8 protein-coding genes are annotated in these 14280 nt (G+C 49.2%); 2 read left to right on the top strand and 6 right to left on the bottom strand.

Going from position 1 to position 14280, the window contains the following annotated elements:
- The first annotated feature begins 44 nt into the window (after positions 1-44).
- Complete coding sequence (locus H6G21_RS02465) at positions 45-1151, top strand: tetratricopeptide repeat protein (protein ID WP_190570080.1); 1107 nt, start codon at positions 45-47, stop codon at positions 1149-1151.
- Between the two features lie 75 nt (positions 1152-1226).
- On the opposite strand, the gene purE is transcribed toward H6G21_RS02465, so the two are convergent.
- From purE to H6G21_RS02435, 6 genes are all read right to left on the bottom strand, one after another.
- The gene (purE, locus tag H6G21_RS02460; protein ID WP_190570514.1) at positions 1227-1748 is read right to left on the bottom strand and encodes a 5-(carboxyamino)imidazole ribonucleotide mutase; all 522 of its coding nucleotides are present in this window, start codon (positions 1746-1748) and stop codon (positions 1227-1229) included.
- A 237-nt stretch (positions 1749-1985) separates the two neighbouring features.
- On the bottom strand, positions 1986-2444 hold the full coding sequence (gene rplI, locus H6G21_RS02455; RefSeq protein ID WP_190570078.1) for a 50S ribosomal protein L9: 459 nt from the start codon (positions 2442-2444) through the stop codon (positions 1986-1988).
- A gap of 160 nt (positions 2445-2604) precedes the next feature.
- A complete protein-coding gene (locus H6G21_RS02450) occupies positions 2605-3414 on the bottom strand; it encodes an inositol monophosphatase family protein (protein WP_190570076.1) in 810 nt (269 codons plus the stop codon).
- 261 nt (positions 3415-3675) lie between these two features.
- Positions 3676-4791, bottom strand: coding sequence for a Tat pathway signal protein (locus H6G21_RS02445; RefSeq protein ID WP_242041594.1), 1116 nt, complete (start codon positions 4789-4791; stop codon positions 3676-3678).
- A 742-nt stretch (positions 4792-5533) separates the two neighbouring features.
- Positions 5534-6130 (bottom strand): DUF6151 family protein, encoded by a 597-nt coding sequence (locus H6G21_RS02440; RefSeq protein WP_242041593.1) that lies wholly within the window; start codon positions 6128-6130, stop codon positions 5534-5536.
- A 65-nt stretch (positions 6131-6195) separates the two neighbouring features.
- Positions 6196-6927: a class I SAM-dependent methyltransferase gene (locus tag H6G21_RS02435; protein ID WP_190570072.1), complete on the bottom strand. Its 732-nt coding sequence runs from the start codon at positions 6925-6927 to the stop codon at positions 6196-6198.
- Positions 6928-7374: 447 nt separating this feature from the next.
- On the opposite strand from H6G21_RS02435, the gene H6G21_RS02430 reads away from it, so the two are divergent.
- Positions 7375-14271: a PAS domain S-box protein gene (locus H6G21_RS02430; protein WP_190570070.1), complete on the top strand. Its 6897-nt coding sequence runs from the start codon at positions 7375-7377 to the stop codon at positions 14269-14271.
- Positions 14272-14280: the final 9 nt, after the last annotated feature.

The raw sequence follows: 14280 nt of genomic DNA, 5'->3' as shown, positions 1-14280 counted from the left end.
ACCATAACGTTGCCCTCCCATCTCCGAAACCCCATTCCTGCGCTATGGTGCAAACGCAAGATGTCAACACTGAAAGCCTCCTTGAACAGGCCCTTGCCCTGAGTCAAAAGGGCGATTATTCCGCTGCGATCGAATTATTCAACCGAGTGCTTGAAACGCGCCCGGATTCCCTGATTGCCTGGAGCGAAAAAGCCAGCACCTTGCTGAATGCGGGCCAGCAGGAAGCTGCCATGACCTGCCTGAACAAAGCGCTGACGGCTCACCCTTCGTCGCCCTACTTGCAGTACCAACGGGGTTGGATTGCCCATGTGGCGGGCCAGTATGCCGATGCGATTCTGAGTTTTCAGCGCGTCTTGCAACTGCAACCGAACTATCCCAACACCCATTACAGTTTGGGCCTCTCGCTCTATACGATCGAACGCTACGAAGAGGCGATTCCCTACTTATCTAAAGCGTTAGATTTGGATCCCCAATCCGCCGATGCCTGGTACCTGCAAGGGGCTGCGCTCTACGCTACGGGGCGCTACGAAGGAGCCATTACCCACTTTAATCGGGCCTTGGAAATGAAACCGGACAATGCGGATGCCCTCAGTGGTCGGGGCAATGCATTGCTCTGTTTGGGGGACTATGAAGCCGCCGCTTCCAGTTATGCCCAAGCCCTCGCGATCGACATTGAAGATCCCGTGATTTGGTACCATCGCGGCCTTGCCCTCAAGCAAATGAACCGCCACGAGCCCGCGATCGATTGCTACCAGAAGGCCATTAAACTCCATCCCGACTATGCCTCGGCTTGGTATGGCCAAGGCTTTTCCTGTATGCGGTTGGAGGACTATGAAACGGCTCTGGCCAGCTTTGACAAGGCGCTCGATCTGCAACCGAACTATTACGAGGCTTGGTACAACCGAGGGGTCATCCTAAAAACCTTAAATCGCTTGGAGGAAGCTCTGGTGAGTTATGACCGAGCGATCGAGTTACGACCGACAGATTTCCGGGCTTGGAACAATCGAGGCGGCTTATTGGTCAGCCTGGGCCAATTAGAAACCGCTCTCAAAAGTTACGATAAGGTGCTGGAACTGCGCCCCGATGACCAGATCGCCCTGAAGAATCGATCGGCGGTGTTGCGGAAGTTGCAATCCCAAGCCAGTGCTTAATCCCAGTAACTTAATCCCAGTAACTTAATCCCAGCACTTCAGCTCAGCGTCACTCCTCCGATGCTGTGCGATCGCCTAGGCCATGTTCTGCAAGTATTGCTGATAGCCGACTTGATCCAGTTTGGCTTGTTTTTCCATGACCATGTCTTTCAGGCTGGTCTGGTAGGCCAGCACTTTTTCCAGTAGGGCTGCATCGTGGGTCGCTAGAATCCGCACGGCGAGTAACCCTGCATTCCGTGCATTGCCGATCGCCACCGTGGCCACGGGAATGCCCGCTGGCATTTGCACAATGGAATAGAGGGAATCCACGCCCTGCAAGGTGCGGGTCATGACGGGTACCCCAATCACGGGCAACGGCGTCAGCGAGGCAACCATCCCCGGCAAATGCGCAGCTCCCCCAGCTCCGGCAATAATGACTTGAATCCCTCGTGTATGGGCAGTTTGGGCGTATTCCACCATGCGCTCTGGGGTACGGTGGGCTGAGACGATCGCCACTTCATGGGCAATGCCAAATTCTTCACACACCGCGATCGCGGCTTGCATCGTGGGCAAATCGGAATCGCTACCCATAATGATGCCAACGATCGGCGGTTCCATCGGGTTTGTCATAGTTTCTCCCTGTAATGTCTCCCTATCATGTCTTCCTGTCATGAACAAGAAAAATCCCCTGAGCGATCGTAAAGAACACTGAGGGGAGTCTCCAAGCAAAATTAAATCTCAACGAACTGGATTCCGGCTTCCTTCGGGGTGCTTAGCCTAGCAGCAGATGGCTAAGCCACGGGCTGACTAATTGATCCATGAACGATCGCCGGAGTCCGTAATCATTCCGAATGGTTACGCTGCAACCACTGCAAAGGCCACGGAGACAGATACTTCGGGGTGCAGTTTGATTTCAGCGTTGTATTCGCCCAGTTTTTTGACTTCAGGAACATCGATATCCCGACGATCGAGTTCGATGCTGGCGGCAGCCTTGATCGCTTCAGCGATTTCTTGGTTGGTCACCGTTCCGAAGATTGCGTCGTTTTCGCCCACTTGTTTAGCGATCGACAATGTACCTGCTTTTTCCAGGGCTTCTTTTTGCTTCAGAGCTTCTACTTTCAGTTCAGCTAGCCGCTGACGCTCCAGTTCCTTCCGGCGCTCAACCTGTTTGAGGATGCCGGGGGTCACGTTGGTGGCAACCTTTTGGGGGAAGAGGTAGTTCCGTGCGTAGCCAGGGGCCACATCCACCACATCACCCAGTTTGCCCAGTTTGCTCACGTCCTTGGTGAGGACGACTTGAACCCGTTTTGCCATGATCGTTCCTACTTAACGCTTGTTTCCGTCTCTGCGGAGAAATCTCTAAGCCAATTTTTCGCAGCCAAATATCTAAGGATACCAGAGAGGAGATCTTTTTGGAAGGGGCTGGTGAAAGGTAGCTTCTGGTGAAAGGTGGATCGGAGAGCATGTGAGGCGATCATGTAAGTCCTTGGCGAACTAGGGGTTCAAAGATGGCTAGCAAGTCTGGATGGCTGACCACCAGGCTGGGATAAGCGTGGGATCCATAGTTTTCTTCGGGCTGGAGGGGAAAGGCGGGCTCCTTGGCGAGAAATTTCCAGGTTCCCCCGGCGGCCTGGACGATCGGCCAGGTTGCGGCAATGTCCCAAATTTTTGGGGTGGCTTCTACTCCGCCGAGGGCGGCTCCCATGGCGATGGTGAGAACGTTGTAGGTGGCGACGCCTAACATGCGGATTTTGGCCGGGATGGGATTTTTGAGAACCCCGATGCTGCGGGCGCAGAGGTTGAAAAAGTGGCTACCGCTGAGGGCATCGGCAGAGACTTGGATGGGTTGACCGTTGCAAAAGGCTCCGCTGGGCATGTCTAGGCCGGAGTTGCCTGCCCAGTAACCGTAGAAGGATTGGCCCAGGGGCGGCACGTGGACATAGCCGAAGACGGGGGTGCCGCGATAGAGCAACCCGATCGAAATGCCCCAGAGGGGCAGGCCGCGCGTAAAGTTGGTGGTGCCGTCTATGGGATCAATGATCCAGCACCATTCGTTGGGTGGGAAGATGTGGACGGTTTCTTCGCTGAGGACGCCATGGTCGGGGAAGGCTGCTTGGAGCGATCGGCGCAGTTCTGCATCGGCCCATTGATCGGATTGGGTCACGAGGGAGCCATCGGCTTTTTCGATCGCTTGCATGTGCCCGAAGTCCTGAAGTAAGCGATCGCCCACCTGCTGGGTTACGGCTTGTGCTGTCTGCAATACCTGCGTCCAAAAATCTGTCATAGTCAGCCTCTGGCAAAATCTCACATCTCAGCATAGCGTTATGCTGAGGAAAAGTATTGAGCGGTGCTAGGGGGAAGAGTTTGCTGTTGATGGGACTGATGATAGAAGAGAATAGCTAAATTGCAATGGAATGATAAATAAATCCAAAAACAAATCCAAAAACTATTGGAAATCCAAACAACTATTAGAACAGGAAATGCAATGTTGACTAATCAAACGATTCGGCTGAGGTAATATGTAAGATTGTATGTGAAATATTACTCATAGTAATACTGATTCAATGGGTCGCCGCAATGATCGCCGAGTTTCAGGGCCATACCCAAACCGCACAACTAGATCGGGTCTGAGATTCCCAATACCGAGATAACTGGCGAATTGTGGCCGCAATGATAAAACCTCGGTTGGCTGATTCAAAAATGCATTTTTGATGCCTAGGGCAGTTGCTTGCAGGGCGAATCGTTCGTAGCATCGTCCTGTTTCAATCCAATGTTCCTTATCATTACGTTCAGATACAAAGATAGCAATTCCCGCAGAGCTACGAATCTGTTTAGCATATTTATCATTTTCACTGTTGGCTGTAAAAAATACATTTAACAATCTCATCCCCAGCCAGCGAGGGACAATAGGATTGCCTGACGAACCGGCAAATAGTCCATCCCGGTGACTCAAGACTTCGTTATAGCTGAATCTAATCCAAGATTTTAGTTCCTCAATAAAAGCTCGATCGTTCATCTGTGCTGTATTCCCCTGAACGACATATTCCAGGATATTCTCAGTTTGTGCTTTGTCAGTGAGCAGTAATATCCTCACTCCATTGCCTTGCCCTGCTCTTTCAAGGGTGGCTAAGTCAGCATTACTTAATGTTTTACCGTTATATTCGACTCTGCTGCATTGACGGTGGGGAATTGCCTTAAAGAGGTCAGAATCTATTGCTTTTGAGGGGGCTAAGCTGACTGTGACCCTATCATCGATAGCAAGGTCAAAACGGGCAACGCCATGCTTGCCAAATGCCTGTGCTGCTTGAATCAGATTTTCCGTAGCACAGCCTAAACTCACAAACAGATGATGGTCATCCGGATCAACCGCAGGACATCGCCTTGTCCAGTCTGGCAAAATTGAGATGGTTTGATCGGTGAGCATTGACGGGGAGACTGTGCCGATCGCGAATTTCCAGCATTGCGTATTATGACTTGATGCAGCTAAGGTCGCGTAGCGCACCAGTTCGCGAGTGACTGCTGTCAGATCCCTTAATGCTCGATCGGACGTGTGTCGCCAAGTATCATGGACGGCATGGGTGTATTGGCGGTTAGACTGATGAGCAGAGCCTATGGCGTAGGCCATTGTTCCTCCTGTCAGTGCGGTCAGCCCTAAAATCATTCGTCTTCGACTCAGCATTAGTTAAACCTCAGTCTGATGTTTGCAGTGATCCCCTACGAATTTTTGTAGCGATGAATGGGGATAACATTAACCAAATTAAGCCAATCGTCATTAAGCCACCTTGCGATAAATCATAATCCGCACCCATTTGCTGCCATGAATAGTTGAAGACAAAGATCCCTAGGCTAATCTCGAATATCACAGTTAGCAGTAGCCACAGTAGGCCAATGCCAAATAACTGAGAAATGTTGGATGTATGAAGCCATTGGATGAATACTGTCGCGATCGTTAATATCAATATTGAACCCATAACAAACGAAATTTGATGGGCTATGGGGTCACCGAGTAGTGGCATTAGCCAAAAGATCCGAGCAGCTCCATTCAAACTTTCTGCAAGAATAAAAACGAGCCAAATTACGATGCTTTTCAGGATGATTGTGATCATAGTTTGCATCCTTAGAATCCAAGTTATCTCTAGTTATGAGAGTAACGCTGAAAGCTGAGGAACTGGTGAGGACTGAATTTAACGCCGATCGCGACTCTCCAAAAACCGGGATTTTCTAAAAATCCCGGTTTTGATTCAATCCTTGGGAGAACCGATCGAACTCACTGATTCTGTCATCCGATCGCTGCGATGCATGGTTCAACCTTTATTGGAGATGGTGCGGGGGCGTTGCGAGATCTGGCGTCGGTGATGCGGGAGGTTTGGGTGAGTTAAGCCAGTGGGGGCGAAGGGAATATGTTATCCAACATTCTTTACGTTCTTCAACTCCTCAGCGTTGAGCACTTTGGGAACAACAATCGGAGTGCTGGATTCCATAACAAAGAAGGGGGTTTGTTTATACCTGCCGTCACAACGCGCTTTTAGCATCATCCCCATCACGCGCAAGGTGCCAGATAGAACGCCTGCCGATTTTGGCTTGGTTTCCCCGATCGCCGATTCGGTGTTGACGTACATTCTGATCGGCCCAAATACATTTTGCAACGACGTTTGATCTAAACTCAAGCAGGTATGGATAACCCCAATGAAAGATAGGTTGGGGGTTGCAAGCGTATTCCCGATTGGCGTATTACAACACGCAGCGTACCATCGCAGCATCCCAGTGTCTGTAAGACGCATACAGGTCAAATTCTCGATGCCTTCGGTAAACGTGATATTAGCAGGGAGGGTCTGAATGATGTTAGTTCCTCCCATTTCGTCGAGTATTTCATGCTCTCGCTTGAGGAAACGGGCAAAGGCTTGGCAATCGGCACAATAGCACACACATCGGCTGACGGTTTGACTGTGGTTCAGTGTGCCTTGGAGTTTGCCACAATGACAACGAATTGATTGGGGCATAATTTTGTCCTCTTCTTGAAGAACCTGTAACTTTGAGATCCTTGGAGATCCACGGGTGCCTATCCCTAGGGTTTCCGCGCAACAAAAGCAGCATGGGCAGGTGGTAATTCAAACTCGCCATACTGATGAATAATTTGAATCCGGAATCCGGCATTGCGCAAAATCTTGGCGACATCCACCGCAGAATATAACCGCAGTTGATGCACAATATCTGCCCGCTGATATTGCTCCTCCACCTTGCGGAGGGTCGTAATCCGACGGGTCAGCATCGATCGCCGTAGATCTTCTTCCTTCTCCACTAGGACAATCCAATCACTCCCTTCCTGAAAACTTTTGGTTGTACTGCCTTGCATCACCTGTCCTGGTTCTGCAATATCAAAAATAAAAACACCACCGGGAATCAAAGCATCGTATATTCGATCGAATAGATTTTTCAACGTATCAGAGCTATGATTAGAATCAAATAAATAATTTAAACATTCCCCGATCGAAATCACTGCGTGACAGGATGGAATGTCAGTTTGAAATAAAGACTCCACTCGAAACTCTGCTTCGGGGACTCTACGACGGGCGATCGCAATCAGGGCCTCCGATAGATCAACGCCCAACACCTGGTAATGGGCCTTTGTCAATGCCTGAGCAGACAGACCACTCCCACACCCCAAATCAACGACCAACCCCTCTCGAATTTCATATTGGGCTAGAATAGCAAGGATTCCTGGCACCGATTGGAGTGCGTAATCACGATGCCCAACATCATGCACATAGGCGAGGTCCTCGGGGTATCCATCTTGCATAGCTGTGCTCCAATCCTATGACTCCTCCAACTGAAGTGTAACGTTTCCACCAATGGAATCGCTATGATTTCTCATCTTGGATATTCCTTGTAGGTTATCTGCCCTGGTAATTATCCCATTGTAAATATCCACCTTTCGATCGTCCCAGGGATGAAGCTGTGACTGATTCTGAAATGACGATTCTGAAATGAGCTGTAATAATTGATAGCTTGAGGTGTGGTATCTTAAAAACCTGTAATGAATCAGCCTTAGAACGCATTCCTTCTGGCAAAGTGGGTACAATAAAAGATGTTGTCTTTTCCCGAAGCAATTCATCCCACTTGATAAGGTGCTTTATTGAGGTGATTTTCAGTTGATTTCACCAAATATTTAGTCAAATTTAGTCAAATTTTGTATGAGCTTTCTCTGAATTGACTGACGATATCGACTAGCGATTGGCTGTTGCCCATGGATCTCCGAACTCGCTCACTCCCTCAAGTTGATTTACGGTCGATCATTCTTCGAGAACCCCTCGTTGCGGATGCGAGCACAACGGTGCTCCAAGCGATCACTCAAATGAGTTGCGTTGCAACCATGGTTCCGGCTTTAGACTCGCTCAGGCGATCGCGCTGTGTGGTAGTGCTGGATGGTGAGGAAGTTCTTGGGGTGGTGTCAGAACAAGCAGTGTTACGTCTTGTGGCGCAGCAAGCTCCGATCGCGCAAATCCCCCTGAGCCAACTGCTGCCGTCGCCCGCCCTTACCCTGAAGGAATCAAACCTAACGGATTGGGTCACGGTGATCCAATTCATGGAACAGCATCAGATCAGCTATTTGCCGATCGTGGATGTCCACGATCGCTTAACGGGTCTACTTTCCTACGAATGTTTGCAGCAGCTTGCCCAGTTTAGTCAGCAAGCCAGTACCCTGATTGATCAATGCAATACCACCAACGAGCAATTACAAACGGAATTGGTTGAACGGCACCAAACCACGATCGAACTTCAGGCTAGTGAACAGCGCTATGCGGCTTTGGTCGCGGCGTCTCCTGTGGGTATTGTGCATACCGATAATGAGGGCATTTGCACCTATGTTAACGATCGCTATTGTGAAATTTTAGGTCTCGATGCAACGGCTCTACTCGGCCAACCTTGGTCTGTGGGATATCGGCCTGAGGATCTGGAACATATCGTCGAAGAATACGAAAAGGCCCACCGTGAAAATCGTCTCTGGGCGATCGAATATCAAATTCAACGGCCCGATGGCTCAGATGCCTGGATTTATGGTCAAGTAGCCGTTGAGTACAATGCTGAGGGGCAGGAAATTGGTTTCGTTGGCACGATTACTGATATTAGCGATCGCAAACGGACGGAATTCCTGCTAGAGAGTCAGCATAAAGTGCTCGAACGCATTGCGAAATCGGAGCCACTGTCCGATATCTTGGATGCGTTACTGCGAACCACAGAATTTCACCTACCGGGTACACTGTGTTCGATCCTGCTGTGTCAAGGAGGACATTTACATTGTGCAGCAGCTCCCAGTTTGCCTCTGGCCTATTGTGCTGCGGTCAATGGAGCACCTATTAGAGAAGGGATTGGTTCCTGTGGTACGGCGGCTTTCCGGCGGGAGGTGGTGATTGTTTCTGATATTGCAACGGATCCCCTCTGGCGGGATTATCAGGCGTTAGCGTTGACCTACGATTTGCGCGCCTGTTGGTCTGCCCCTATTGTCAGTGGTGAAGGCACGGTTCTGGGGGTGTTTGGAATTTATTATCGTGAACAACGAGTTCCCCAGCCCCAGGATCTAGATCGGTTGCGGCAATCCGCCCACATTGCAGGGATTGCGATCGAGCGGTCTCAGGCGATCGAAGCCCTGCACCAACTCAACCAGGAACTAGAATGCCGGGTGGAAGAACGCACGGCTGCGCTACAGGCTAGCGAAAACCGTTGGCAACTGGCGTTTAATGGCTCAAAGGCAGGGATTTGGGATTGGGATTTACAAAATAATGTGAAGTTCTATTCCCATGGTTGGAAGCAGAACCGGGGCTATGAAGATGAGGAAATCAGTGATTCAGTGGAGGAATTCTTTGCGCGGATTCATCCCGATGACTATGAGAATCTGATGGTCATCATGGCTGCGCTGCGATCGGGGGAAACGGATGTTTTCGAAGTTGAGTATCGCAGTTGTTGCAAAGATGGGTCATATATTTGGGTGCTCGATCGGGGGCAGGCATGGCGAGATGCCTCGGGCCAAGTGGTGCGCATCCTAGGTACAGAAATTGACATTACCGATCGTAAACACATTGAAGCCGCGTTAGCCGACAGTGAAGCCAAGTTCCGACGGTTGATTGAAGGGGGCCAGGATGTTATCTGGTCGATCGATTCCCAGGATCGCTTTACCTATCTTTCGCCTCAATTCAAAACGGTGTTTGGTTGGGAACCCAGTGAGTGGATTGGTAGGCCATCGCTGGAGGCTGTCTATCCGGACGATCGCGAGTGGTTAATCCAGCAACGCTTATTACCAGCCATCAACACCGCCCAAAGCTATCTAGAATTCCGCCATTGCCACCGCGATCGGCCCTATGTGTGGGTCAGAGCCAGTACAACGCCCGTCATGGATGCTACCGGACAGGTTATCGGTTACCAAGGCATTTTAACGGACATTACCGATCGCAAAATGGCTGAAATGGCCTTGCAAGCGAGTCAGGCTCAGTACCAACGGCTGACGGAAAATATTCCAGGGGTGATCTATCGCTATGTCCTGTATGCGGATGGGCAGGATGCTTATACCTATCTGGGTGCATGTCTCTATGATATGTTTGAACTAGAATCCGAAGCAGTTCTGCAATCAACTCAGCCACTGTGGGACAGGGTGCATCCCGACGATATCCCTCACTTGCAAGCGATCATTCTGCAATCTGCCCAAACCTTGCAACCCTGTAACAAGGAATTTCGGGTGATCCTCGCGCATGGGAGGATTAAGTGGATACAATTCATTTCGCAACCCGAACAACAGAGTGATGGTTCGTTGGCTTGGGATGGCATCTTTTTCGATGTCACCGATCGTAAAACTGCTGAAATTGCGTTACAAGCCAGCGAACGACGTTATGCCAGCCTTGCCGCTGCGGCTCCTGTTGCCATTTTCCGCTTTGATGCCCAGCTTAACTGCACCTATGTCAACGATCGCTGGAGCGAGATGACGGGTAGACCCGCTGAGTCTGCCCTAGGGCGAGGTTGGCTCAATGCATTACATCCTGAAGAACGAGAACAGACTCGGGAGACTTTGGCGGAGTTGCAGAAGAGCCTGGACTTCAACCTCTCAAGTTTGGCCACAGGGGAGGGGCGTCATTTGAACCCTGATGGAACGATTAACTGGTTTTATTCCAAGATTGTCCAAGAATTTGATGATTCGGGGCAGATGATTGGGTTCATTGGGACATTAACGGATATTACCGATCGCAAAACGATCGAGCAAGAACTCATCCTCAAGAAAAAGCATCTCACCGCTTTACTCAACAATATTCCACACATCGCTTGGATTAAGGATGAGCAGAGTCGGTTTATTGCCGTTAATCAACCCTTTGCTGAAGCCTGTGGTGTGGCTGCGGACGATCTCATTGGCCAGACTGACTACGATATTTGGCCTGCTGACTTAGCCGAAGCCTATCGTGATGATGATTTTCAGGTTTTGCAATCCGGTCAACGCAAAGTTGTGGAGGAGCGAGTTGCAATGGCCAATGGCACATTAGGCTGGCTAGAAACCACGAAAACGCCTTTTCGAAACGTTAATGGAGCGTTTGCTGGAACGGTTGGAATTGCGGCGGATATTACCGATCGTAAAACCGCTGAAATTGCACTGCGGGAAAGTGAGCGCCGGTATGCTAGTTTGGCCGTTGCGGCCCCTGTTGCTATTTTTCGTTTTGACGCGCAGCATAACTGCACTTACCTCAATGATCGCTGGAGTGAAATGACTGGACGTCCGATCGAATCGGGCTATGGACTAGGTTGGCTTGAGGCGATTCATCCCGACGATCGCTCCAAGTTAGCAGCTCTTGTTTGGTCTGAAGCCAATGTGCCAATTGCTCCAGAAGCGATGTCCCTCAGTAGTTGGGAGGGTCGGCATTTACATCCCGATGGCACCATTACTTGGTTTTATGTTCAGACCGTGCGGGAGTTGGATGAGTCGGGGAATCTCCTGGGCTATGTTGGGACGTTGACCGATATTACCGATCGTAAGCGCATTGAAGCAGAACTCGCAGAAAGTGAGGCCAAATTCCGACGCTTGGTGGAAGGTGGGCAAGATCTCATCTGGTCAGCGGATGCTGAAGATCGGTTTACCTATCTTTCGCCTCAATTCAAAACGTTGTTTGGTTGGGAACCCAGTGATTGGATTGGCAGATTAGCAGTCGAAACCGTTTATCCAGACGATCGCCCGTTGTTTCTTGAACACCAATCCATTGAACACGTAGGTACAGGCATTGGTTATCACGGGGGGACAGGCATTGGTTATATGGAGTTCCGTCATCTCCATCGCGATTTGCCCTATATTTGGGTCAGAGTGAGTGTCAAGCCTATTTTCGACCCAGAAGGTCAAATTGTAGGGTTTCAAGGGACTTTATCAGATATTACGAGTCTCAAAAATGCAGAGCTTGCTTTGCAAGAAAGTGAACGCCGCTATGCCAGCCTCGCTGCCGCAGTACCTGTGGCGATTTATCGCTTTGATTCCCCTTTAAATTGTGTGTATGTCAACGAGCGTTGGAGTGAGATAACGGGTCGCCCGAGGGAATCCGCCCTCGGACAAGGTTGGATCGATGGCTTACATCCTGACGATCGCGATCAGCTCCTCGAAACCTGGGAAAATCTATGGCAACAGGCTTCTCCCAGCACCCAATATTTTCAAGTAGGCGAATGGCGGCACTTACGACCGGATGGCACGATTAATTGGTTTTATTCACAGGTGGCCCAAGAGTTGGATTCGGATGGCAATGTCATTGGTTATGTCGGGACATTGACCGATATTACCGATCGTAAGATGGCAGAACTGGCTCTGCAAGAGAGTCAGACCCAGTTCCACCGAATGACAGAAAATGTACCGGGGATGATTTTCCGCTATGTGCTGCATCCCGATAAAACCGATGAGATAACCTATGTCAGTTCTCAGGTGAGGGAGATCTTTGCAATTGAACCCGAAACTGCCCTCCAAAATGTTGCTGTTCTTTGGGAGCGAGTTCACCCTGATGATTTGTCTGCGGTTTTGGCGGATGTTCTAGTTTCTGCCCAAACGCTGGAACCTTTTGCAACTACCTATCGCTTACTCCTACCCGATCAGGGAGTGCGTTGGGTGCAACATATGACCCATGCGGAACGCCTGGAGAATGGGGATGTCATTTGGGATGGAATTGTGGTTGATGTGACCGATCGTAAATGCATCGAAACCCAATTAGCTCAATCGCGCCAGAAATACTACAGCCTGATTCAGTCGGTTAATGGCATTGTTTGGGAGTATGATCTCCAGACCGATCGCTTTATCTTCGTTAGCCACAAAGCAGAAGAAATTCTTGGCTATTCCATCTCTGCTTGGCTTAATGAACCTAATTTCTGGCGGAATCATGTTTATGAAGCTGATTTAGAAAAAGTTGAACAGCAGTTTAATCAAGCCATTTGCGCTCAACAAAATTGTGAAATGGAATATCGCATGATTGCGGCGGATGGCAGCTTGGTCTGGGTCTATGATGTTTCAAGTCTCAATTTAGATGAAAATGGCGAATTGACGCGATCGAGTGGTGTTTTAATCGATATTCGCGATCGCAAACAAGCAGAACAGGCGTTGCAAGCCCTTGCAGAACGACTGGATTTTGCCTTGGAAGGGGCTAATATCGGTATTTGGGAATGGAGCGCAACCAGTAATCGTTTAATTTGGGATAGCCGGATGTTTGCTCTGTACGGCATTCAGCCCGAGGAATTTTCCGGTCAATACGAAGACTGGTTCAATCGAGTCCATCCCGACGATCGAGCCTATGTACAACAGGCAGAACAGGAATCTCTACAAGGTACAAGAGATCCCCTAACAGAATTTAGGATTACGTGGCCCGATGGCACCGTTCGCTTTATTGAATCCAGGGCATTTAAACATCGTAATAACCAAGGCGAAGTCATTAAGGCAGTGGGTTTAAATCTTGATATTACCGATCGCAAAAAAGCTGAACAAGCATTGCAAGCAAGTCAACACTTTATCCAAAAAATTGCGGATGCTTCTCCGAATATTCTATTCATCTATGATTTGCAAGAGTCGCGCAATATTTACGTCAATCATGCAATTACACCAATTCTTGGCTATACCGAAGAACAAATTCAGGTGCTGGGCACGACTCTATTTACCCGTTTGATGCATCCTGAAGATCGGGAACGGCTGCCAAGTTACATTGCTCAACTGTATGAAATGCAGGATGGTGAAATTCGGGAATTTGAATACCGGATGCGCCATAGCAATGGGGAATGGCGTTGGTTGCATAGTCGCGATTCAGTGTTTAGCCGGGACGACCAAGGTCGTTTGAAGCAGACGATTGGAACTGCGCAGGATATTACCGATCGTAAACAAGCTGAAATTCAATTGCAGCATACTAATGAAGAATTGCTGCGAGCTACACGACTGAAGGATGAATTTTTAGCGAATATGAGTCACGAATTGCGGACTCCTTTGAATGCGATTCTCGGAATGTCAGAAGCGTTACAAGAGCAAATCTTTGGGACACTGAACGATCGACAACTGCGATCGCTCAAAACCATCGAAAATAGCGGACATCATCTTCTAGCGCTGATTAACGATATCCTGGATGTCGCGAAAATTGAATCCGGGCAAGTTACGCTAGAGTATCAATCTACAAATATCAAATTACTATGCCAATCTAGCTTGACATTTATTAAACAGCAAGCCTTCAAGAAAAACATTCAGATCGATCTTCAATTACCCGACCAACTGCCGCAATTGTGGGTAGATGAACGTCGTATTCGACAGGTGTTGATTAATCTGCTAACAAATGCTGTTAAATTCACGCCGGATAATGGACAGATTACCTTAATGGTTAATGCCCCAATTGACGCTAGTACCATTGAAATCAGTATTATTGATACTGGTATTGGAATTGCACCGGAGCATCAGTCTAAGCTGTTCCAACCGTTTATTCAAATTGATAGTGCTCTGAATCGGCAATATTCTGGCACAGGGTTAGGATTGGCCTTGGTGAAACAGATTGCTGAACTCCATGGTGGTGAAGTGCGCTTAACCAGTGAGGTGGGGGTCGGCAGCTGTTTCACGATCGAACTTCCCTGCCATCCCCCCTCGGAAACCCTGGTGCAACCTGAGTCGTGAAGCAACCCA

Origin of the sequence: Alkalinema sp. FACHB-956, from assembly GCF_014697025.1 — a bacterium.
GTDB lineage: Bacteria > Cyanobacteriota > Cyanobacteriia > Leptolyngbyales > Leptolyngbyaceae > Alkalinema.
Note: the sequence above shows the minus strand (reverse complement) of the source record. Positions and strands in the feature narration are given on the sequence as shown.

Excerpts from the sequence above, each read along its gene's own strand:
- H6G21_RS02465 (WP_190570080.1), top strand. The coding sequence starts at position 45 with ATGGTGCAAACGCAAGATGTCAACACTGAAAGCCTCCTTGAACAGGCC.
- purE (WP_190570514.1), bottom strand. The coding sequence starts at position 1,748 with ATGGAACCGCCGATCGTTGGCATCATTATGGGTAGCGATTCCGATTTG.
- rplI (WP_190570078.1), bottom strand. The coding sequence starts at position 2,444 with ATGGCAAAACGGGTTCAAGTCGTCCTCACCAAGGACGTGAGCAAACTG.
- H6G21_RS02450 (WP_190570076.1), bottom strand. The coding sequence starts at position 3,414 with ATGACAGATTTTTGGACGCAGGTATTGCAGACAGCACAAGCCGTAACC.
- H6G21_RS02445 (WP_242041594.1), bottom strand. The coding sequence starts at position 4,791 with ATGATTTTAGGGCTGACCGCACTGACAGGAGGAACAATGGCCTACGCC.
- H6G21_RS02440 (WP_242041593.1), bottom strand. The coding sequence starts at position 6,130 with ATGCCCCAATCAATTCGTTGTCATTGTGGCAAACTCCAAGGCACACTG.
- H6G21_RS02435 (WP_190570072.1), bottom strand. The coding sequence starts at position 6,927 with ATGCAAGATGGATACCCCGAGGACCTCGCCTATGTGCATGATGTTGGG.
- H6G21_RS02430 (WP_190570070.1), top strand. The coding sequence starts at position 7,375 with ATGGATCTCCGAACTCGCTCACTCCCTCAAGTTGATTTACGGTCGATC.